The 20,394-nt window shown below is 72.0% G+C and carries 13 protein-coding genes, 1 pseudogene and 1 riboswitch; of the genes and pseudogenes, 11 read left to right on the top strand and 3 right to left on the bottom strand.

Going from position 1 to position 20,394, the window contains the following annotated elements; genetic code table 11:
- Positions 1-3: 3 nt before the first annotated feature.
- The 4 genes from CUC05_RS01725 (at position 4) to CUC05_RS01710 (ending at position 6,042) form a co-directional block, all read left to right on the top strand.
- Positions 4-2,334 (top strand): glycerol-3-phosphate 1-O-acyltransferase, encoded by a 2,331-nt coding sequence (locus CUC05_RS01725; protein WP_157965094.1) that lies wholly within the window; start codon positions 4-6, stop codon positions 2,332-2,334.
- Entirely contained in the window at positions 2,327-3,763 is a 1,437-nt protein-coding gene (locus tag CUC05_RS01720; protein ID WP_108664366.1) for an HAD-IB family hydrolase, read from the top strand. The genes CUC05_RS01725 and CUC05_RS01720 overlap by 8 nt, the downstream gene beginning before the upstream one ends.
- Positions 3,764-3,900: 137 nt before the next feature.
- On the top strand, positions 3,901-4,842 hold the full coding sequence (locus CUC05_RS01715; RefSeq protein ID WP_157965093.1) for a hypothetical protein: 942 nt from the start codon (positions 3,901-3,903) through the stop codon (positions 4,840-4,842).
- An 87-nt stretch (positions 4,843-4,929) separates the two neighbouring features.
- A complete protein-coding gene (locus CUC05_RS01710; RefSeq protein WP_108664364.1) occupies positions 4,930-6,042 on the top strand; it encodes an ATP-binding cassette domain-containing protein in 1,113 nt (370 codons plus the stop codon).
- 2 nt (positions 6,043-6,044) lie between these two features.
- Here the strand turns inward: CUC05_RS01710 and CUC05_RS01705 are convergent, their stop codons facing one another.
- Positions 6,045-6,566, bottom strand: coding sequence for a hypothetical protein (locus CUC05_RS01705; RefSeq protein WP_157965092.1), 522 nt, complete (start codon positions 6,564-6,566; stop codon positions 6,045-6,047).
- Between the two features lie 78 nt (positions 6,567-6,644).
- Positions 6,645-6,738: riboswitch (SAM riboswitch) on the bottom strand.
- Positions 6,739-6,913: 175 nt separating this feature from the next.
- Between CUC05_RS01705 and CUC05_RS24390 the strand changes: the two genes are divergently transcribed.
- On the top strand, positions 6,914-7,081 hold the full coding sequence (locus tag CUC05_RS24390) for a hypothetical protein (RefSeq protein WP_157965091.1): 168 nt from the start codon (positions 6,914-6,916) through the stop codon (positions 7,079-7,081).
- Here the strand turns inward: CUC05_RS24390 and CUC05_RS01700 are convergent.
- Positions 7,078-8,229 (bottom strand): CBS domain-containing protein, encoded by a 1,152-nt coding sequence (locus CUC05_RS01700; RefSeq protein WP_108664362.1) that lies wholly within the window; start codon positions 8,227-8,229, stop codon positions 7,078-7,080. The two genes, CUC05_RS24390 and CUC05_RS01700, sit on opposite strands and share 4 nt — an antisense overlap.
- Before the next feature lie 190 nt (positions 8,230-8,419).
- On the opposite strand from CUC05_RS01700, the gene CUC05_RS01695 reads away from it, so the two are divergent.
- The 3 genes and pseudogenes from CUC05_RS01695 (at position 8,420) to CUC05_RS01685 (ending at position 13,459) form a co-directional block, all read left to right on the top strand.
- On the top strand, positions 8,420-8,833 hold the full coding sequence (locus CUC05_RS01695) for a hypothetical protein (RefSeq protein WP_108664361.1): 414 nt from the start codon (positions 8,420-8,422) through the stop codon (positions 8,831-8,833).
- Positions 8,830-12,461, top strand: a pseudogene (gene nifJ / locus CUC05_RS01690) (pyruvate:ferredoxin (flavodoxin) oxidoreductase). The gene CUC05_RS01695 and the pseudogene nifJ overlap by 4 nt, the downstream one beginning before the upstream one ends.
- A complete protein-coding gene (locus tag CUC05_RS01685) occupies positions 12,461-13,459 on the top strand; it encodes a dihydroorotate dehydrogenase-like protein (protein WP_205712083.1) in 999 nt (332 codons plus the stop codon). The pseudogene nifJ and the gene CUC05_RS01685 overlap by 1 nt, the downstream one beginning before the upstream one ends.
- Before the next feature lie 91 nt (positions 13,460-13,550).
- On the opposite strand, the gene ppdK is transcribed toward CUC05_RS01685, so the two are convergent.
- Positions 13,551-16,289 (bottom strand): pyruvate, phosphate dikinase, encoded by a 2,739-nt coding sequence (gene ppdK / locus CUC05_RS01680; protein WP_108664359.1) that lies wholly within the window; start codon positions 16,287-16,289, stop codon positions 13,551-13,553.
- Positions 16,290-16,520: 231 nt separating this feature from the next.
- Here ppdK and CUC05_RS01675 point away from each other — a divergent pair, with 231 nt between their 5' ends.
- From CUC05_RS01675 to CUC05_RS01665, 3 genes are all read left to right on the top strand, one after another.
- Positions 16,521-16,949, top strand: a complete 429-nt coding sequence (locus CUC05_RS01675; protein ID WP_157965090.1) for a BON domain-containing protein — start codon at positions 16,521-16,523, stop codon at positions 16,947-16,949.
- Positions 16,950-17,054: 105 nt separating this feature from the next.
- The gene (locus CUC05_RS01670) at positions 17,055-18,188 is read left to right on the top strand and encodes a tyrosine/phenylalanine carboxypeptidase domain-containing protein (protein ID WP_108664357.1); all 1,134 of its coding nucleotides are present in this window, start codon (positions 17,055-17,057) and stop codon (positions 18,186-18,188) included.
- Positions 18,189-18,275: 87 nt separating this feature from the next.
- A complete protein-coding gene (locus tag CUC05_RS01665) occupies positions 18,276-20,294 on the top strand; it encodes a cation:proton antiporter (protein WP_108664356.1) in 2,019 nt (672 codons plus the stop codon).
- Positions 20,295-20,394: the final 100 nt, after the last annotated feature.

Here is a 20,394-nt window from a genome sequence, read left to right as displayed (position 1 = left end):
AGCATGACGGAGGGCTCGACGCTGGTGGCCGCGGATGTGCGGTCGACGACCGAGCGACGACTGGTGGAGGAATGGGCGGCCGATGCCCATCCCGGCGCGCCGGTGGTCGCCCTGGAGGACGACCGCTTCCCCGCGGCCGTGGAGGACGCCGGGCGGGTGGTTCCCGCGCGGGTCACCTGGCTGCCCGACGAACGTGGCAAGGGCGAACGCCTCAACCTGGGCGAGCTGCTGCTGCTCAGCGGACCCCGTCGGCCGTGGCGTCCCCTCCAGGAGCTGATCACCCGGCGGCGTCCCGACGGCGCCGTGGTCACCACCGGCACGCCGGCGTCGACGGAGCAGCTGCGGGGACGGTTCCGCCGTCGGTACGGCGAGGAGGACCATGCCGGTTCGCGGTTCGCGGCGTTCGTGGCCCGACAGGCGGTCCTCGCCTGCGACCGGGCCGAACGGCAGGTGCTCGGCAACCGCTACAAGGTGCCGCGCCTGATCGCCGAGCAGCTGCTCGACAGCACCTCCTTCGACCAGGGCCTCCGCGAGCTGGCTGGCCAGCTCGGCCGTGACATCCGCGAGCTGCGCACGGAGGCCAAGGGGGCCCTCGAGGAGCTGATCGCCGTCCAGTCGCCCCTGGCGATCGACGTGTGGCGCACGGTCCTCCGCCCGATGCACGCCAAGGCGTGGAACGTCGAGGTCGACGACACGGCCCTGGCACGCCTGCGGGAACTCAACCGTGACCACTCGCTGATCTTCCTGCCGTCCCACCGCAGCTACGTCGACCCGCTGATCATCGCCGACGTCCTGCTGCAGCACGACCTGCCCCGCAACCACACCCTCGGCGGCGCCAACCTCTCCTTCTGGCCCTTCGGTCCCCTCGGCAAGCGGGCCGGCATCGTGTTCATCCGCCGGTCCTTCGGCGGCGACGAGGTCTACAAGTTCGCGGTGCGGCGCTACCTCGGCCACCTGATGGCCAAGAAGTTCAACCTCGAGTGGTTCATGGAGGGTGGCCGCACGCGCACCGGCAAGCTGCGCCGCCCCCGCTACGGGATCCTCCGGTACCTGGTCGACGGCCTGGACCTGCATCCCGAGGCCGACCCGGTCGTGGTCCCCGTGTCGCTGGTCTACGAGCAGCTGCACGAGGTGGCCTCGATGGCCGAGGAGGAGCAGGGCGGCACCAAGCAGGCCGAGGGGTTGGCCTGGTTCGCCCGGTACGTGCGGTCCCAGCAGCACCACCTCGGTGACGTGCTGGTGCGCTTCGGCCAGCCGATGTCGCTGCGGGATGCGCTCTCGGATGCCGGCGAGGGCCCGTCACAGCTGGAGAAGGTCGCCTTCGAGGTGGCCACGCGCATCAACGACGTCACCCCGGCCACGTCGACGTCGCTGGTCTGCCTCGCCCTGCTCGGCGAACGCGACCGGGCCCTGACCGTGGAGGAGATCGGCCATCGGGTCACCCCGCTGCTGGACTACCTCGACATGCGCGGGATCGAACGGCCCAAGGACGACCTCCGCCATCCCGTCGGCCTGTGCCGCACGCTGGGTCGGCTGCAGGACGCCGGCGTCGTGGAGGTCTTCGACGAGGGGCCCACGCCGATCTGGTCGATCCGGACCGGCTGCCACCACACCGCGGCGTTCTACCGCAACGGCGCGCTGCACCACCTGCTCGACCGGGCGATCGTCGAGCTGGTCGTGCTCTACGTCGCGACGCTCCCCGACGGCGAGAACCACCTCGACCGCGGCTGGGAGGAGGCCCTCCGGCTGCGCGACCTGCTCAAGTTCGAGTTCTTCTTCCCGACCAAGGCCCGGTTCCGTGACGAGCTCGAGGCCGAGCTGCAGCTGCTGAGCCCGACGTGGAACCGCACCGACGGACGCGCCGACCAGGCCGAGCGTGTCCTGCAGCGGGCCCTGCGGACCGCGGAGGACGGCAGCTCCGCCGCCCCTGCCGGACCGCTGCTCGCCCACCACGTCCTGCGCTCCTTCATCGACGCACAGGTGGTCACCGCCGCCGTGCTGGTCGACACCGAGGGACACATCGAACCCGACACCCTGGTCGACCGCTGCCTGTCGCTCGGGCAGCAGATGCTGCGCCAGCGTCGCATCCACGGGGCCGAGTCGGTGTCGCGGGAGCTGTTCGGCGGGACCGCGCTGCTGGCCGACAACCGCGGTCTGCTGGACGGCGGCCCGCAGGCCGCGGCGGCCCGTGAGGCCTACCGCGACGAGCTGGACACGGTGGTCCAGCGGCTGCAGCGCATCGCCGACCTGGACCGTCGTCCCTGGAAGGTCTCGGCGCACACCGTCGACCTGTCCGACCCCACCACCATCGTGTCCGGGGGCACCGATGGCTGACGTCGACGAGCTGGTCGCGCGCATCCGCAACGCACCGACGGGCCCGCGTGTCGTCGCCGCGTTCGACTACGACGGCACCCTCATCGACGGCTTCTCCGGCCTCGCGCTGATCCAGGCCCGTGTCCGGGCCAGGCAGGTCGGGCCGAAGGAAGCCGCACGGATCGCCCTGGCCGCCATCCGTGGGGTCCGCACCCCCGAGGAGTTCGACGCCTTCCTCGGCTGGTCGCTGAAGGCCTACGCCGGGCTGGACGCCGACGAGCTGCGGGCGTGGGGACGCGACATCTTCGACAACGAGATCGCCCCGCACCTGCGACCCGAGACATGGGCGCTGCTGGAGGCCCACCGTGCCGCCGGCCACACCATCGTGATCGCCTCGAGCGCCACCATGCTGCAGATCGAGCCGATCGCCGAGGTCGTCGACGCCGACCACGTGCTGTGCACCCAGCTGGAGGTCCGCGACGGCGTCGTCACCGGCCGCGTCGACGGCGTCGCGTTGTGGAGCGAGCAGAAGGCCGTCGCCCTGCAGGCGCTGGCGGCCACCGACGGCCTGGACCTCGAGGCGTCGTTCGCCTACGCCGACGGCGACGAGGACGTCCCGCTGCTGGACGCGGTCGGCAACCCGGCGGCGATCAGCCCCCGCCCCCACCTGCGGCGGACCGCCGAGGAACGGGGATGGCCGATCATGGACGGCGACCGCACCGCCGCCCGGCCGTCGCCGAAGTCGGTCGTCCGCACGGCGGCGGCCTACTACGGCTTCTTCGGCGGGACCGCCATCGCCGCGGGCCTCGGCCTGCTGCGCCGGTCGCGCCGGACGTTCGTCGACACCGCGATCGGCTTCGGTTCCGACCTGGCGCTCACGGTCGCGGGGATCGAGGTCGACATCGTCGAGGGCCGCGAGCACCTGTGGGCGCACCGCCCGTGCGTGTTCGTGTTCAACCATCGGTCCAACCTCGACAGCCTGATCATGATGAACGTCCTGCGCGAGAAGGTGACCGCCGTCGCCAAGCAGGAGGTGCGCAACCTGCCCGGCTTCGGCCAGCTGTTCGCCATGGGCGGCGTGGCGTTCATCGACCGGTCGGACTCGACCCAGATCCGCGAGGCGCTGCAGCCGGCGGTCGAGGCGCTCACCGAGGAGGGCATCAGCCTCGCGCTGGCCCCCGAGGGGACCCGCTGGCGGACACCGGGCATGGGACCGTTCAAGAAGGGGGCGTTCCACATCGCCCGGCAGGCGGGCGTGCCGGTCGTCCCCGTGGTCATCCGCGGGGCGGGCACGCTGATGCCCCGTGGTGGCCAGCTCATCCAGTCGGGCCGCATCGAGGTATCGGTGCTGCCGGCGGTCCACCCGGCCGGCTGGGCCGAGGACGAGCTGACCACGGAGGTCGAGGCCGTCCGCAGCCACATGATGGACGCCCTCTTCGGTCGCGCCTGATCGGCTGCCGCCGGCCGACTGTCACGAATGGTGCGAACAGCACGGCAGGTCGGGCAGGAACTCGGGGGGTGGACGGTGAACGTCCGGACCACGACCCAGCTGGCCACGAGGTCGGCACGGCTCACGGAGGACCCTCGATGCTGCGAACCACTCTCCTGTCCATCCTCGTCGGCCTGCTGGCGCTGGCTGCCCTGCCCGTCGGGGCCGACGGACCCGCGTTCGACGACGTGACCACGACCGTGGACGGCACCAGCGTCGACGTGTCTGGGACCGCCACGTTCGCCCTTGCCGAGGGCCCGTTCGACGTCGGTGGCAGCGTGACGGACTTCGCCAGCACCGAGCTGGGCAGCCCCCTCGGCATCAACCTGCAGTCGGCGTCGGTCGACGTGCGCGAGGACGGCGTGGAGTTCGTCTGGCAGCTCGAGGAGCTCGGCGAGGTGCCGCCCGAGGGCGTTCGTTACACCTGGGCCTTCACCGCCGGCGGTCAGTCCCTCCAGTTGCAGGCCAAGCGCAGCAACCTCGCGTCGGTCACCACCGCCGAGGACCCCGTCGGCCACGTCAACCAGGCGGCCAGCGGCGAGGACTGGTTCCAGCTCCGCGGCGCCTGCCAGGAGTCCTACCAGGGCACGCCGGTCAGCGGCTGCTACCACTTGGCCTTCCTCGACGGCGCGTTCGACGACGACGCCAACACCGTGACCATGTTCATGCCCTTCGGCACCCGTGACGGGATCGACCGCGTCGTGGCGGCAGGCTTCCAGCCCGGCACGCTGATCGCTCCCGAGGAGACCGCTGGGTCCTCGATCACCGCGACCGTCCAGGCCGGGGTGTCGACGACCTCCACGGAGTCCTACATCAACGGCTGGGACGCGTTCTACGCCGGCCGCACCGTGCAGGCCTTCGTGGGCAGGGCCGACACGGCCACGCCGTCGTTCGGGCAGGAGTGGACGGTCCTCGACCTCGACGACGACGGCACCTTCAGCGGCACCGTCGACGGTGTCGGTGGGGACCGCGACACCCTGCACCTGCGGGCCTGCGCCACCAACGCCCCGTGTGCCACCGCCTCGGTGTCGTTGCGATGACCCACGTGTGAGTGCTCGCTGCACGGGTCGGGGCACTTCGCCTCGACCTGCGCAGCGGCCTGCCGTCACGGGGATACTGGACACCCGATGGCGGCCATCACCCTCCGGGATGTGTGCAGGACCGCGCCCGACGGCACGGTCCTGCTGGCCGACGTCGACCTCGTCGTCCGTCGCGGCGAGCTCCTGGGCCTGATCGGTCCCTCGGGGGCGGGCAAGTCGACCCTGCTGCGGACCATCGCCGGGGTCGACCCGGTGCAGTCCGGAACGGTGGGCATCGACGGCACGGACATGACCGCCGTCGCGATGCGAGACCGCAACGTGGTGCTGGTCACCGACGCCCGGCGGCTGCGTCGGCTCATGTCGGTGGTGGAGGAGCTGGTGCTGCCCGCCGAGCTGCGACGGCTCGACGACGAGGACGAGGAGCCCCACCCGCCGTGGTGGGCGCTCGGCCGGCCGCGGCGTCGACCCACGGCCCGTCCCGAGCCGCCCACCATCCCCCGCCGGCTGATGACCCGGGCGATGCAGCGGATGCCGACCGCCCTGCTGCTGGACGAGCCGTTCGCCGGGCTCGGGCCGATCGAGCAGCGGCGGTTGCTCGAGGAGTTCGTCTCGTTCCGGACCGCCACCGGCCTGACGACGATCCTGGCGACCAACCACCACTGGCAGGTGATGCGGCTGGCCGACCGTGTCGCGGTCATGCGCACGGGGGCGATCGAGGCCACCGCGCCACCGACGGAGCTCGAGCAGCGTCCGTGCAGCACCTTCGTGGCCGGGTTCGTCGGTGATCCCCCGCGCCGGCTCGTCGACGCCGTGGTGCGGCAGTCGGCAGGCCTCGGCTGGCTGGAGATCGCCGGCCAGCGGCTCCGTGTGCCGGGCGGACTGCCGGGTCCGTTGCGGGAGCGGGAGGACAGCACCGTCCGACTGGCCGCCTCACCCGCCCATGTGTGGATCTCGCGTCCGGAGGACCCGGTCGACCTGCGGCTCACCGGTTCGGTCGTCGACGTCGTCCATCGGGGCAGCGTGGACCACGTCACCGTGGACGTGGGACGGGGTCGGCTGACGGGCCGGGCCGACCCCGGCGTCGATGCGGTCAAGGGCGCAACGGTCGAGCTCACGGTGGCGGTGCGGGAGCTGAGCGCCTTCGACCCCGCCGACGACCGCGCGATCTGGCACGGCAGCGGCAGTGCCCCGCCGGCGTGACCTCACTCGGCCGTGGTCGAGTGGACCGTCGGCGCGGGGGCGTCGAACAGCGGGTGGTCGGGGGCAAGGCGTCGCACCTCGACCGTCGCGCAGCGAGGTGTGGCGGCCGCCACCAATCGCAGGCGATGTCCCGTCCGTGCCGCCGCACGGACGTCCTCGACGCACACCCAGTCCAGCCCCAGCCTGACGATGTCGTCGAGGGATCGTCGGACCCCCCACAGGTCGCGGCCGATCCGGCTGACCTCCTCGGCGACGGCCCGGCCGTCGAGGACCGCCGCGCCGTCCGGGCCGTGCGGATCCACCCCGAGGCGCCGCATGGCCTCGTCGGGGGCCACGTCGTCGGCGACCATCAGGTCGATCACCGCATCGGCCAGGGGACTCAGGACGGCCTGGAACCGCAGGACGGTCGGGGTTCCGGGGACGGTCGGGGTTCCGGGGACGGTCGGGGTTCCGGGGACGGTCGAGATGGGTGGGACCGTCGGGATGCGCTGGACGATCGACGGGGGCGAGGTACGGGTGGTCACGGTTCCTCCGGGGTCGCGCGACGCGACTGCCCGACCCCGGAACGAACGCGTCTGGCTTGCCGAGCGGGACATCCGCTGGCCACATCGTTCCTGACGTTGGCACCTTGACCCCTTCGGGCCAGGTTGCCGGGCGGTCGTCGGGTCAGGTCCCTCGCGCCACTCGTGATGGTGTTGGTTGTCCCGGATCGCGGGCGATCCGTTCCGCGCAACCCTACGTCTGCCGGGACACCGGGTCCAGCCGACGGGACGACCGCACCTGAACCCGGGGGGCCGTTGTGGGTTGCGGCGTATCAGGCACGCCGGCCCACCCTCCAGTGCGGTGTTCACCCCTCAGGAAGGAAGTTCCCGTGTCCGACACCGTCCTCGCCCCGCTCGGCTGGCTGCTCATGTTCGTGGTCGGCCTGCTCCTGCTCCTCGCCCCCGGGTGGTCAGCGCCGTCGGACAGCCAGCTGCCCGACGGCGCGGTCGTGGACTCGGTTGTGCAGATCCCGGTGCGGGGGACTGCCGGACGTTAGGCCATGGGCACGAACGGCGGGGTGACGTCGTCGTACTCCCAGGACAACCCGGAGTCGTCGAGGTCGATGACCCCGTCGACCATGCGCAGCCGGCTGGAGATGATCCCCACCTGGCTGAGGCGCCTCACGTCGCCGAACAGGGCGACGACACCACCGGCGACGTGCGCCTGGACCGCGTGGTGGTCCAGCCCGTCGAGCACCTCACGGACGGCATCCTGGATGTCGTCGTCGTCGCGGACCAGCGCCCGGAGGATGTCGCGACGCGTCACGATGCCGACGTGCGTGGCCCCGTCCATGACGACCAGTCGATCGACGTCGTGGCGGGCCATCTCGCCGGCCGCCTCGCGCAGCGGGGTGTCGGCCTCGGTCACCATCGCCGGGCGGCTGCAGGCCTCACCGACGGTCAGCGAGCCGTAGCGACGCCGGGACGACGCCGCCTTCTTGCCGAACCGGTCGTCCGGCGGGGCGGCCTTGTCCAGGAGGTCGCGTTCGGACAGCACGCCCACCACGAGGCCCTCGGCGTCGATCACCGGGGCACCGCTGATCTTTCCGTACAGCAGCAACGACGCCGCGCCTCGCAGGGGCAGGTCCTCCGCCAGTGCCAGCGGGTCCCTGGTCATGACGTCGGCCACGACCATCGATCCCCGCCAGCGGCGGGTCCGGGGGGCGGTCCCGGCGACCCGGGCGGACAACGCCTCGGCCAGTCGTTCGGCCAGCCACTGGATCGTCCGTTGCGCCAGCGGGTACATGCTCGTCAGGTCGATGGCGTCACCGATCGGCCCCATCGGCGGGTGGTACCTGCCCACGACCACGAGGTCCATGGCCGAGGACGACAGGTCCTCGACCTCGATCGACCCCTCGAAGGACGGGACCACCGCGGACGCGCGGCCCGCGTCCCAGCGCAGCGGGATCGTCAGCCAGTGCTCCAGCCGGCGTGCCTCGCCCACGTGGACGGTGACGGACTTGTGGACCGGGATCCCGGCGAGCCGTGCGGGCAGCGTCACCGTGATGGAGCCGTCCCCGGCGGGCGGGTCCAGCGGCGCGCCCGTCGCAGCCTGCAGGAGCTCGATCGTGTCGGCGACCAGCACGTCCTTGAGCAGCTCGGGGTCTCCGTGGACTCCCCTTCGTGCGAGCACCCAGCGTTCCATGACCAGCTCCCTTCGGTGACGGGGTCGTCCCGTCCATCGGACCGAGCATCCCGCGCCGGGGCCGGGAGCAGCAGGGTCGGAGGGCCCTGGACGTCGTGGACCAACGACCCTGCGTGTGCGCCGCCCTCGACGTTCACTGGCACGGCCGTCGCACGGACGTGCACGGCCAGGAACGACGAACGGAGCAACGATGTCGGACGCACGCCAGCGCACGAGGACCCCCGTGGTCGAGCTGTCGGTCGACGGACGTGTCGGCACCGCCCAGCGAGACCGGACCACAGCCCAGATCACCAGCGTGCTGGAGGCCCACGGCGTCGACGCGACCGCCATCCACATCCGCCTCGAGCAGTCGATCGCCCACCCTCGGCGGCCGGCCCACGGTCGGGCGACTGCCGAGGTCCCCGGCCACACGCTGGTCGTGCACGCCGATGCCGACACGCTGGACGAGGTGACCACGCTGCTGGCCGCCAGGCTGCGGCAGCGGCTGGACCACACGCTCGACCGGCGCCGCACCCGCCGTCGTCGTGGGGGCCACGCCGCCGTCCCCCGTCCGTCCACAGACACCTCGTCGGCCGATCGGGCCGCCACCCGCAAGGCGGGATGAGGATGGCGACCACCTCCACGGTCGTCGACGGCAACGCGGCTGCAGCACGCGTTGCGCATGCCCTCAGCGAGGTCGTGGCGATCTACCCGATCACCCCGGCCTCGCCGATGGGCGAGCTGGCCGATGCCTGGTCGTCGGCCGGCCGGCCGAACCTGTGGGGGTCGGTCCCCCGTGTCGTGGAGATGCAGAGCGAGGCCGGCGCCGCGGGCACGCTCCACGGCGCCCTGCAACGGGGCTCACTTGCCACGACGACCACCGCGTCGCAGGGGTTGCTCCTGATGCTCCCCAACATGTTCAGGATCGCCGGGGAGCTGACCCCGGCGCTGATCCATGTGGCGGCTCGCACCGTCGCCACCCACGCCTGTCGATCTTCGGGGACCACTCCGACGTGATGGCCGTGCGGTCCGCCGGTTGGGCGATGCTCGCCTCGTCCTCGGTACAGGAGGCCCAGGACCTTGCCGCGGTCGCCCACGCCACGACGTTGACGACCCGTGTGCCCTTCCTGCACTTCTTCGACGGGTTCCGGACGTCCCACGAGCTGAACCGGATCGATGTCCTCGACGACGACACCCTGCGATCGCTGATCGACGAGGACGCCGTCACCGCGCATCGTGCACGTGGGCTGGACCCCGCCGCCCCGGTGCTGCGCGGGACCGCCCAGAACCCCGACGTGTTCTTCCAGGCTCGCGAAGCCGCCAACCCCTTCCACGACGCCGTCCCCGCCGCGGTGCAGGCCACCATGGATCGGTTCGCCGCGCTCGTGGGACGCCAGTACCACCTCGTCGACTGGATCGGCCATCCCGAGGCCGAGCGCGCCGTGGTGCTGATGGGGTCCGGCACGGGTGCCGTGGCGCAGGCCGTCCGCCACCTCGCCGACCGCGGCGAGCGAGTCGGCGCCGCCGTCATCAGGCTGTACCGCCCCTTCCCCACCGACGCGCTGCTCGCCGCGCTGCCGTCCACCGTGACCCGCATCGCCGTCCTGGACCGGACCAAGGAGCCCGGTGCGGTGGGTGAGCCGCTGCTGGCCGACGTGATCGCCACCGTGGCCGGCGCCGTGATGTCGGGCGTCCGCCCGGCGGACCAGCTGCCCGTCGTCATCGGTGGCCGCTACGGCCTGTCGTCCAAGGAGTTCACCCCGGCGATGGTCGCCGGGGTCCTCGAGGCACTCGCGGCCGAGCACCCGCCGGCCCGGTTCACCGTCGGCATCACCGACGACGTGACCGGTCTGTCGTTGCCGCCCTCGGCCAACTTCGCGCTGCCGAAGGCCGCTGGCGACGTCGATGCGGTGTTCTACGGGCTCGGCAGCGACGGCACCGTCGGCGCCAACAAGAACACCGTGAAGATCGTCGGCGAGCACACCCACCTGCACGCCCAGGGGTACTTCGTCTACGACTCGCGCAAGTCCGGGGCGCAGACGGTGTCACACCTCCGCTTCTCCGAGTCACCGATCGAGTCGACCTACCTGATCGACGGGGCCGATTTCGTGGCCTGTCACCAGTTCGGGTTCCTGGGGACGCGCGACGTGCTGGGGATCGCCCGCCACGGTGCGACGGTCCTGCTCAACACCCCGTTCCCGGCCGACCGGGTCTGGGATGCGCTGCCCGCCCCCGTGCAGCAGCAGGTCATCGACAAGGACCTCCGGGTCCATGCCATCGATGCCCACCGCATCGCCCGCGAGTCCGGCCTCGGGGGTCGCATCAACACCGTCATGCAGCCCTGCTTCTTCGTGCTTGCCGGCATCCTGCCGACCGAGGAGGCGCTGGAGGCCATCCGCGCCTCGATCCGACGGACCTACGGACGCGGCGGCGAGGAGATCGTCGAGCGCAACCTGCGTGCCGTCGACCTCGCCCTCGAGGCGTTGACCCCCGTCCCCGTGGGACCGACGGTGACCTCGACCATCGGCCTGCGCCCGACGGTGCCGGCCGACGTCCCCGAGTTCGTCGAGCGTGTCACCGCACGCATGCTGGCCGGCGAGGGTGACCTGCTGCCCGTCAGCGCCATGCCGATCGACGGCACCTTCCCGACGGGGACCACCCAGTACGAGAAGCGGGGCATCGCCCAGGAGATCCCGATCTGGGACCCCGACCTGTGCATCGACTGCGGCAAGTGTGCCATCGTCTGCCCCCACGACGCGATCAAGATGAACGTGTTCACGCCCGACGCGCTCGAGGGTGCACCCGAGGGGTTCCTCGCCAAGCCGTTCCGGGCCCGCGAGCTCGACGGCGACCACCTGATGACGATCCAGGTCGCCCCCGACGACTGCACCGGCTGCACGGTCTGCGTCGGCCAGTGCCCCGCGGTCAGCCGGACCGATGCCAGCCACAAGGCCATCACCATGGCGCCGGTGGAGGCGCACCGCGATCGCGAACGCGCCAACCTCGTGTTCTTCGAGTCCATCCCACGCCTCGACCGCGACGCGCTGCCCCACGACACCGTCAAGGGGTCGCAGGTCCTCCAGCCGCTGTTCAGCTACTCCGGCGCGTGCGCCGGCTGCGGCGAGACGCCCTACCTCAAGCTGCTGACCCAGCTGTTCGGCGACCGGATGGTCGTCGCCAACGCCACGGGCTGCTCCTCCATCTACGGCGGCAACCTGCCGACCACCCCGTGGGGACGCAACGCCGACGGCCGCGGACCGGCGTGGTCCAACAGCCTGTTCGAGGACAACGCCGAGTTCGGCATGGGGCTTCGGCTGGGCTACGAGCAGCAGCGCGACTCCGCCCGCCAGCTGCTGGCGGAGGTCGGGGCGGGGCTGGGCGACCGGCTCGTCAGCGACCTGCTGCACGCCGACCAGACCACCGAACCCGGGGTCCGGGCCCAGCGCGACCGGGTGACGGCCCTGCGACGGGCGATCGCCGACGTCGGCGCCGACACCGACCCGAGGCTGGCCCGCCTGGACACCCTCGCCCACAGCCTGGTGCGGACCGACACGTGGCTGGTCGGCGGCGACGGCTGGGCCTACGACATCGGCTTCGGCGGCCTCGACCACGTGCTGGCCTCCGGGCTGGACGTCAACGTGCTGGTGCTCGACACCGAGGTCTACTCCAACACCGGCGGGCAGGCCTCCAAGGCGACGTCCCGCGGGGCGGTCGCCAAGTTCGCCGCGGCCGGCAAGGCCACCGCCAAGAAGGACCTCGGGATGCTCGCCATGCAGTACGGCACGGTCTACGTGGCCCAGATCGCCATGGGCGCCAACGAGACCCAGACCATCCGTGCGCTGCAGGGGGCCGCGGACTGGCCCGGCCCGTCGTTGGTGCTGGCCTACTCCACCTGCATCGCGCACGGGGTCGACATGTCGGCGTCCATGACCCAGCAGCGGGACGCGGTCAAGAGCGGCTACTGGCCGCTGTACCGGTTCGCCCCGACCGAGGACGAACACGGCAAGCCGTTCCACCTGGACTCGCGCAAGCCGTCGCTGCCGTTGACGACGTTCACGAGCCGCGAGGCCCGCTTCGCCATGCTCCAGCGAACCGACCCCGTGCGCGCTGCCCACCTGCAGGCGCTCGCCCAGTCCGACGTCGACGAGCGCTGGCGCTACTACGAGCAGCTGGCCGGCGTCGAGCGCACCGTGCCGCACGAGCCGGGCGACATCGTCGACACCGACGGGATCGCCCACGAGGAGGTCATGTGATGGATCTGACGACGACGTACATGGGGTTGCGGCTGCGGTCCCCCATCGTGGCCTCCGCCGGTCCGCTGACGGGACGGGTGGACAGCGCGAGGGCGCTCGCCGACGCCGGGATCGGCGCGGTCGTCCTGCCCTCGTTGTTCGAGGAGCAGGTGGTCCACGAGGCGCTCGCGACGAGCGCGCTGATGGAGGCCGACGGGTCGAACCCGGAAGCGGCGTCGTACTTCCCCGACCTGCAGGCGACCGACTCGGTCGCCGACCGGTACGTGCGCCACCTGGAGGACACCAAGCGGGCAGTCGACGTGCCGGTGATCGCCAGCCTCAACGGCACGAGCGCGGCCGGCTGGGAGCGCTACGCCCGGCTGCTGCAGGATGCGGGAGCCGATGCCCTGGAGCTGAACCTCTACCGGGTCGCGGCCGACGTGCACACCAGCGGAGCCGCGGTGGAGCAGGAGCAGCTGGACCTCGTCGGTGCCGTCCGCGACGTCCTGATGATCCCGCTGGCGGTGAAGGTCAGCCCCTTCTACAGCTCCGTCGCCCACATGGCCGCCGGGCTGGTCGCCGCCGGCGCGGATGCGCTGGTGGTGTTCAACCGCTTCTACCAGCCCGACGTGTCACCGGTGACCCGCGAGGTCGTGCCGTCCCTCGAGCTGTCCTCGCCCGCCGAGCTCCGGCTCGTGCTGCGGTGGCTCGGCCTGCTGCACGGCCGCCTCGACGCCGACCTGGCCGCGACGACCGGCATCCACAGCGGCCTCGACGTGGCCCGCGCGCTGCTGGCCGGTGCCGACGTGACGATGATGACCTCCGCGCTGCTCCGACACGGTCCCGGTCACGTCGCCACGTGCGAGCAGGAGCTCGTGGCCTGGGCCCACGAGCAGGGCTACGCGTCGGTCGCCCAGCTGCGCGGCAGCGCCAGCCAGCAGCGGGTCACCGACCCCGCTGGCTTCGAGCGGGCCAACTACGTCGAGGGGCTCATCGCCTTTGCCAACAGCTTCCGCTGACCGTTCCCGGCGACGGGGAACGGGGGCGCCGCGCACGACATGGCCCCCGGCTCGATGCCGGGGGCCATGTGCAGTACGTCGGGCCGGCGGTCTAGGCGGCCGGGCCCTGCAGCACCGCCTGGGCCGCGGCCAGCCGGGCGACGGGAACGCGGAACGGCGAGCAGCTGACGTAGTCGAGTCCGGCCTCGTGGCACCAGGCGATCGACCTGGGGTCGCCACCGTGTTCGCCGCAGATGCCTGCCGCCAGGTCGGGCTTCACGGCGCGGGCGCCGCTGATGGCGATCTCCATCAGCCGACCCACGCCGTCGGGGTCGAGGTGGCCGAACGGGTTGTCCGCCAGCACGCCGGTACGCAGGTACTCCAGCAGGAACCCCGACTCGGCGTCGTCACGGCTGATGCCGAACGTCATCTGGGTCAGGTCGTTGGTGCCGAAGGACAGGAAGTCGGCCACGTCGGCCAGCTGTCCGGCGGTGATGGCCGCACGGGGGGTTTCCACCATGGTGCCGACGACGATGGGGACCTCGCGCCCCTGCTCGGCCATGACGGCCGCGGCTTCGGACTCCACGATCTCGCGTGCGCGCCGCAGCTCACCGACGTCGCTGACGAGCGGGACCATGATCTCGGGCCGCGGGTCCAGGCCCTCCGCCGCCGCAGCACAGGCAGCCCGGACGATCGCCCGTGTCTGCATGCGCAGGATCTCGGGGTGCACCAGGCCCAGCCGGACACCGCGCAGGCCCAGCATCGGGTTGGCCTCCTGCAGGGCACGGACGCGGTCGTCGAGGTCCTCGTCGGCACGCAGGCCGCCGAGCAGCTCGTCGACGTCGGCGAGGGACGTCGCCGCGGTCAGGCGGATCTTGGCGTCGGTGATGCGGGATCCAAGCTCCTCGTGGGTGGGCAGGAACTCGTGGAGCGGGGGGTCCAGCAGCCGGATGATGACCGGCAGGCCGTCCATGGCCCGCAGCAGTCCGAGGAAGTCGCCCTCCTGCATCGGCAGCAGCTCCTCGAGTGCGTCCCGACGGTCAGCGGTCGTCGTGGCCGTGATCATTCGCTGCACGAGCGGCAGGCGGTCGGCCTGGAAGAACATGTGCTCGGTGCGGCACAGCCCGATGCCCTCCGCGCCGTGGGCACGCGCACGTTCCGCGTCGACCGGGTAGTCGGCGTTCGCCCGGATCCCCAGGCGACGGATCTCGTCGGCCCACCCCAGGAGGGTGGACAGCCACTCGTCGGACAGGTCGGGGACGACGGTGTCCAGCCGCCCGGTGAAGACCTCACCCGAGCTGCCGTCCAGCGACAGCCAGTCCCCCTCGTTGATGACGACCTCGCCGTGGTCGGTGGTGACGGTGGCGGTGCGCGTCGTCAGGTCGATGTCCAGCGCCCCCACGCCGACCACGGCGGGCTTGCCGAACTGGCGGGCCACCAGCGCTGCGTGGCTGGTTCGCCCGCCGCGGGTGGTCAGGATGCCCCTGGCCGCGAGCATGCCGTGCACGTCGTCGGGCTTGGTCTCGGCACGCACGAGCAGGACGTCCCTCCCCTCGGCGGCCCAGGTCACCGCGACATCGGGATCGAAGGCAACGACCCCCACCGCGGCGCCCGGCGAGACGTTCAGGCCGGTGGCCAGCGCACGTCCGTCGGCGAAGGCGGTGGCCCGCGAGGTCGGATCCAGCTGCGGGTGCAGGAAGGAGTCGACCTGATCCGGGGTGACACGACCGAGCGCCTCCTCCCTGGTGATCAGCTCCTCGGTGGCTAGGTCCACCGCGATGCGGACGGCCGATCGGGCCGTGCGCTTGCCGTCGCGGGTCTGCAGCAGCCAGAGGGTGCCGGCCTCGATCGTGAACTCGATGTCCTGCATGTCGCGGTAGTGCCGCTCGAGGACCCGTGCGATGGTCTCCAGCTGCCCGTAGGACTCCGGCATCAGCACGGCGAGGTCCTCGATGGGCCGGGTGGCGCGCGTGCCCGAGACGACGTCCTCCCCCTGGGCGTTGACCAGGAAGTCACCTTCCAGGCCGGGGGCGCCGGTCGAGCCGCTGCGGGTCATCGCGACACCGGTGGCGGAGTCCTCGCCGAGGTTGCCGAACACCATCGTCTGCACGTTGACGGCGGTCCCGAGGTCGTGGGCGATGCCAGCGGCGTTGCGGTAGTCCACGGCGCGCTTGCCGTTCCAGGAGGAGAAGACGGCCTCGACGGCCATCCGCAGCTGCTCCATGGGGTCGGTCGGGAACCGGACCGCGATGCGACGGAACGCCTGCACGACGCCGTGCAGGTCCTCCACGGTCAGCTCGGCGTCGGTGGCGACTCCCCGGGCCGCCCGGGCCTCGTCGAGCACGTGCTCGAACAGCTCGTCTCGGAGGCCGAGGACGACGCTGCCGAACATCTGGACGAGGCGCCGGTAGGAGTCCATGACGAAGTGCTCGTCACCGGTGAGGGCGATCAGCCCCTTGGCGGTCTCGTCGTTGAGGCCGATGTTGAGGACGGTGTCCATCATGCCGGGCATGGAGAACTTGGCCCCGGATCGGCACGACAGCAGCAGGGGCGAGGAGGGATCACCGAACCGCTTGCCGGTGCGGTCTTCGACCTCGCGCAGCGCGTCGGCGACCTGGGCCCACATGCCGTCGGGCGGGACGTTGCCCCCCTCGAGGTGGGCCAGGCAGGCCTCGGTGGTGACGGTGAAGCCGGGGGGCACGGGGATGCCGAGCCGGGTCATGCCGGCGAGGTTGGCGCCCTTGCCGCCGAGCAGGCTGCGGACGGCGTCCCAGGAGCCGTCCAGCGACGCCTCGACGGCGTCGAGCCGGTCGAAGGTGTGGACCCAGGTCGGGGTGGTGGTCGTGGACACGTGAACGCTGCTCCCCGGGCGGATGTCCGCCCGATCGACGGCTGTCCTGCGGACGCAGGACCTGGGGTCACGATGGTCCGTTCGGGGGGCTGGGGGGCAGGCCGAATGGCCCGTGCACCGGTCGACCAAGGTCCCTGAACGTCGCCGGGGATGCGCGGCCACGCTTGGGCTGGGCTCGGGTGGGTAGAGCTGATCCCATACCTACCCGACGATCCAGAGGAGCTGACACGGATGCGCAAGCTGACCTTCGCCCTGGGTGCCGCCACCGGTGCCGCGATCATGTACCTGCTCGACCCCAACAACGGCGAGACCCGCCGACGTGACGCCCAGCAGCGTGCCCGCGAGCTGGCTGACAGCCCGCAGGCCCAGAAGCTGGCCGGCCAGGCCATCGAGGCCACCCGCTCGGTGACCGAGTCGGCGCCCGGCTCGGACAAGGAGCTCGTCGACAAGGTCCGCACCGAGGTGCTCGGCCGCGCCGAGTTCAGCGACCTCGTCATCAACGTCGACGCCCACGAGGGCTCCGTCAGCCTCCGCGGCACCGTCGACGACGCCGACCGCCGCGACCGCCTGGTCGACGCGGTCAGCAACGTCACCGGCGTGGACGCCGTGGCCAGCTACCTGCACGCCAGCGACCAGCCGGCCCCGAACATGACCAGCTGATCCAGTCGAACACCGACGACCCGTGGAGTGATCCACGGGTCGTCGTGCGTCCCGTCGACGACCGAGTCCGGACAACGTCGACCCCGGAGCGGGCATGCTCGCGGCATGACCGACCTGACGGCCGCCAACACGTGGACGGCGCGGCTGTGGGCGCTGACCGCCGACGTCGACCTCTCGACCCACCAGACGCCCACCAACCTCGACAGGATCCGCGACGCGATCCTCGCCGGCGCCGCCCGTCCGGTGCAGCCCGAGTACGTGCCGGTCCCGTCGTCCCACGTCGCTCGGCTGGCGGCCATGGCCGAGCGGCTGGGATCCGAGGAAGCCCCGCTGATGGGCCTGGTCGGGCGCTCCGTGTCGAGCACCCTCGGCTTCGCCCGGGCCCTGTCGGACCGATCGGCGGACGCGATCACGAGCTACGGGACGGCTGAGTACGGATCGCCCACCGAGGACCTGATCGCCCGAGCCGAGGAGGCCCTCGCAGGCCCCGCCGGCACCGCGGTCGCCGACGGCCGAGAGGCCATGATCGACGCGGTCGGCCTTGCCGGCATCGTCGAGCGGGTGCTCGTCCGGATGGGCGTCGACGGGTGGACCGCCGTGGTGCGCGACCACATGAGCGCCCGCATGGCGGTGGCGTCCGCCGCCCGGGAGGTACGGATCCGTGCCGATGCAACCGTCACGCCGACCCAGCTGCGCGGGTTGGTCGTCCACGAGGTCGGCACCCATGTGCTGCGCGCGGACGAAGGTGCCCGCCAACCCCTCCAGATGCTGGCCCGCGGCCTGCCGGGCTACCTGGAGACCGAGGAGGGGCTGGCGACCCACCACGAGGCGCAGGTCGACCCTCGGCCGGCGCGCCTCCGCACGTTCGCGCTGCGCGTGCTGGCCGCCGACGCTGCCCTGCACGGCGGGATCGCCGACGTCATGGCCCGGTTGACCGACCACACCTCCCCCGCGGCGGCGTTCCCCATCGCCCTGCGAGCCAAGCGCGGCATGGCCGACCTGACCATCCCCGGCTCGCCGCTGAAGGACGTCGTCTACCTGCGTGGGCTCCTGTCGGTCGGCGCGCACCTGGACGCCAACCCGGACGACCATGCGCTCCTGATGGCCGGCAAGCTGGGCCTGGGCGACCTCGACACAGCACGGGCCCTGCAGGCGGAGGGACTGCTGTCGGTGCCCGCGCCCCGGGTCCTGCAGCTCCTCGAGGAGGCACGGCAGCCCGATCCGCCGTGGAACGGATGACGGCAGCGGAGGGGTGATCGCGGCAATCTGTGGGGATCGAGGGTCACGCGCCATCCGGCTCCGGACCACGTCACGAGGCTGCACGACATGCCCATCCACCTGCCGGACCTGCCGCTGACCCACGCAGGGTGGGTCTTCGCCCTCCTGTTCGCCGTCATGCTGGTGGTCCCGATCGTCGCCGAACGGGTCCGGGTCCCGGCGATCGTCGGGCTGATCCTGGCCGGGACGCTGATCGGTCCGACCGTCCTCGGGCTCGTCGAACGGGCCGGTGCGGTTGAGCTGCTGGGATCGGCCGGCCTGCTGTACCTGATGTTCCTCGCGGGCGTGGAGCTGGACCTCGAGGAGTTCAAGGCCCACCGGAAGGACTCGCTCGTCTTCGGCGTGGCCACGTTCGCCGTGCCGATGGCCATCAGCGTCGTGGCGGTGTGGGCGCTGGGCTACTCCCCCATCGCCGCCGTCCTGATCGCGTCCTGCTGGGCGTCCCACACGCTGCTGGCCTACCCGCTGTTCCGTCGCTTCGGGACGCAGTCCAGCCGGGCCGTGGCCACATCGGTCGGGGCCACGATCATCACCGACACCGCCGCGCTGCTCGTCCTCGTGGTCGTGGTGGCGGTGAACGGCGGGGACGTCGGCGCCTCGTTCTGGGTGACGCTGCTGCTGTCCCTCGCCGTCCTGCTGGCGCTGCTGATGGTCGGCCTGCCGATCCTCGCCCGCTGGTTCTTCACCGGGATCGGGCAGGACCGTGGTGTCCGCTTCGGGTTCGTCCTGTTCGCGTTGTTCGCCTCCGCCGGACTGGCCGAGCTCGCCGGCGTGGAGGCCATCATCGGGGCCTTCCTCGCCGGGCTGAGCCTCAACCGGCTCGTCCCAGCGGGATCGTTGCTGATGGAGCGGCTGGAGTTCCTCGGCGGCCAGCTGCTGATCCCGCTGTTCCTCATCAGCGTCGGCATGCTGGTCGATCCCGCGGTGCTCGCCGACCCGGCCACCCTGGGCATCGCCGTGGCCTTCATCGCGATGGCACTGGCCGCCAAGTTCGTCGCCGCATGGCTGGCCGGGAGGATCCTCGGCTACGACCGGACCGAGATCGGCGCGATGTTCGCGCTCTCCGGGGCGCAGGCCGCCGCGACGCTGGCGGCCATCATCGTCGGCTTCGACGTGGGCCTGATCGATGCCGACACGGTCAACGCGGTGGTGCTGGTCATCCTCGTCACGTGCCTGACCACGTCCTGGGTCGCCGGGGAGGTCGCGCCCCGGTTGCCCCGGCCCGACAAGCCCCGGATGGTTGGCGATGTCGTGGTGGTCCCGGTCGCCCGACCGGAGAGTCGCCTTCCGCTGCTGACGCTGGCCGCCATCATGGCCGCGCGCGACTCGGGGACGGTCGTCCCACTGACCGTGCTGGGACCCGAGGCCGATCAGGCGGCGGTGGCGGAGATGCAGGTCGCGACCGCGGAGTCCGAGCAGATGGCCCTGGCCGCGGGGGCGGAGGCCCACGGGCTCGTCCGCATCGACGCGACACCCTCCGCGGGCATCCTGCACACCGTGGTCGAGCACCGCGGGTCGCTGCTGGTGCTGGGCTGGAAGGGCTGGACGAGCGCGAGGGAGGCGCTCTTCGGCGGCATCGTCGACCAGGTCCTGACCGAGGCCCCGGTGCCCCTGCTGCTGGGCCGTCTGGCCAACCACCAGCCCAGGGGCATCCTGCTGGTGGCGTCCTCGGCCAACACCACCCCGGCAGGCATCTCGGGCCTGCGGCTGGCGCTGGCTGCAGCGGCGCGGATCGCCAAGCACCACCAGGTGGAGGTTCGTGTGCTGGCGGGATCGGAGGACCGTGTCATCCGCGAGGAGGTCCTGCGGGCGCTTGGGGCCGAGGTAGTGATCACCGTGGACGAGCGCAGACCCTCGATCGCCGCCCGCGACCACGTGATCGACGGTGACCTGGTCGTGGTGCCCGTGAAGCCGGACCGGTCGGGCCTGAACGGGGTGGCCGCCCGCATGGGTCGGGCGCTGCCCGACCACGACCTCCTCGTCGCGCTCGACGCCCGCAGCCTGGTCCCGGAGGCCAGTCCCCTCGACACCACGACCACCGCGGTCGAGCAGGTGGCCAAGGCGTAGGACTCGACGGCGCCCTCCCTGCGGGTCTCGGCCCGCCAGCGCCAGGACCTCCAAGGGGCCAGGACCTCCGAGGGGCCAGGACCTCCGAGGGGCCAGGACC

It is taken from the genome of Euzebya rosea, assembly GCF_003073135.1.
Lineage (GTDB): Bacteria > Actinomycetota > Nitriliruptoria > Euzebyales > Euzebyaceae > Euzebya > Euzebya rosea.
The sequence above is the reverse complement of the archived record's forward strand: the minus strand, read 5'-3'. Positions and strand labels throughout refer to the sequence as shown.

What these genes read in the sequence shown, in the direction of transcription:
- CUC05_RS01695 (WP_108664361.1), top strand. Translation starts at nt 8,420, where the DNA reads ATGTCGGACGCACGCCAGCGCACGAGGACCCCCGTGGTCGAGCTGTCG.
- CUC05_RS01725 (WP_157965094.1), top strand. Translation starts at nt 4, where the DNA reads ATGACGGAGGGCTCGACGCTGGTGGCCGCGGATGTGCGGTCGACGACC.
- CUC05_RS01670 (WP_108664357.1), top strand. Translation starts at nt 17,055, where the DNA reads ATGACCGACCTGACGGCCGCCAACACGTGGACGGCGCGGCTGTGGGCG.
- CUC05_RS01665 (WP_108664356.1), top strand. Translation starts at nt 18,276, where the DNA reads ATGCCCATCCACCTGCCGGACCTGCCGCTGACCCACGCAGGGTGGGTC.
- CUC05_RS01685 (WP_205712083.1), top strand. Translation starts at nt 12,461, where the DNA reads ATGGATCTGACGACGACGTACATGGGGTTGCGGCTGCGGTCCCCCATC.
- CUC05_RS01710 (WP_108664364.1), top strand. Translation starts at nt 4,930, where the DNA reads ATGGCGGCCATCACCCTCCGGGATGTGTGCAGGACCGCGCCCGACGGC.
- CUC05_RS01720 (WP_108664366.1), top strand. Translation starts at nt 2,327, where the DNA reads ATGGCTGACGTCGACGAGCTGGTCGCGCGCATCCGCAACGCACCGACG.
- CUC05_RS01715 (WP_157965093.1), top strand. Translation starts at nt 3,901, where the DNA reads ATGCTGCGAACCACTCTCCTGTCCATCCTCGTCGGCCTGCTGGCGCTG.
- CUC05_RS01675 (WP_157965090.1), top strand. Translation starts at nt 16,521, where the DNA reads ATGCGCAAGCTGACCTTCGCCCTGGGTGCCGCCACCGGTGCCGCGATC.
- CUC05_RS01700 (WP_108664362.1), bottom strand. Translation starts at nt 8,229, where the DNA reads ATGGAACGCTGGGTGCTCGCACGAAGGGGAGTCCACGGAGACCCCGAG.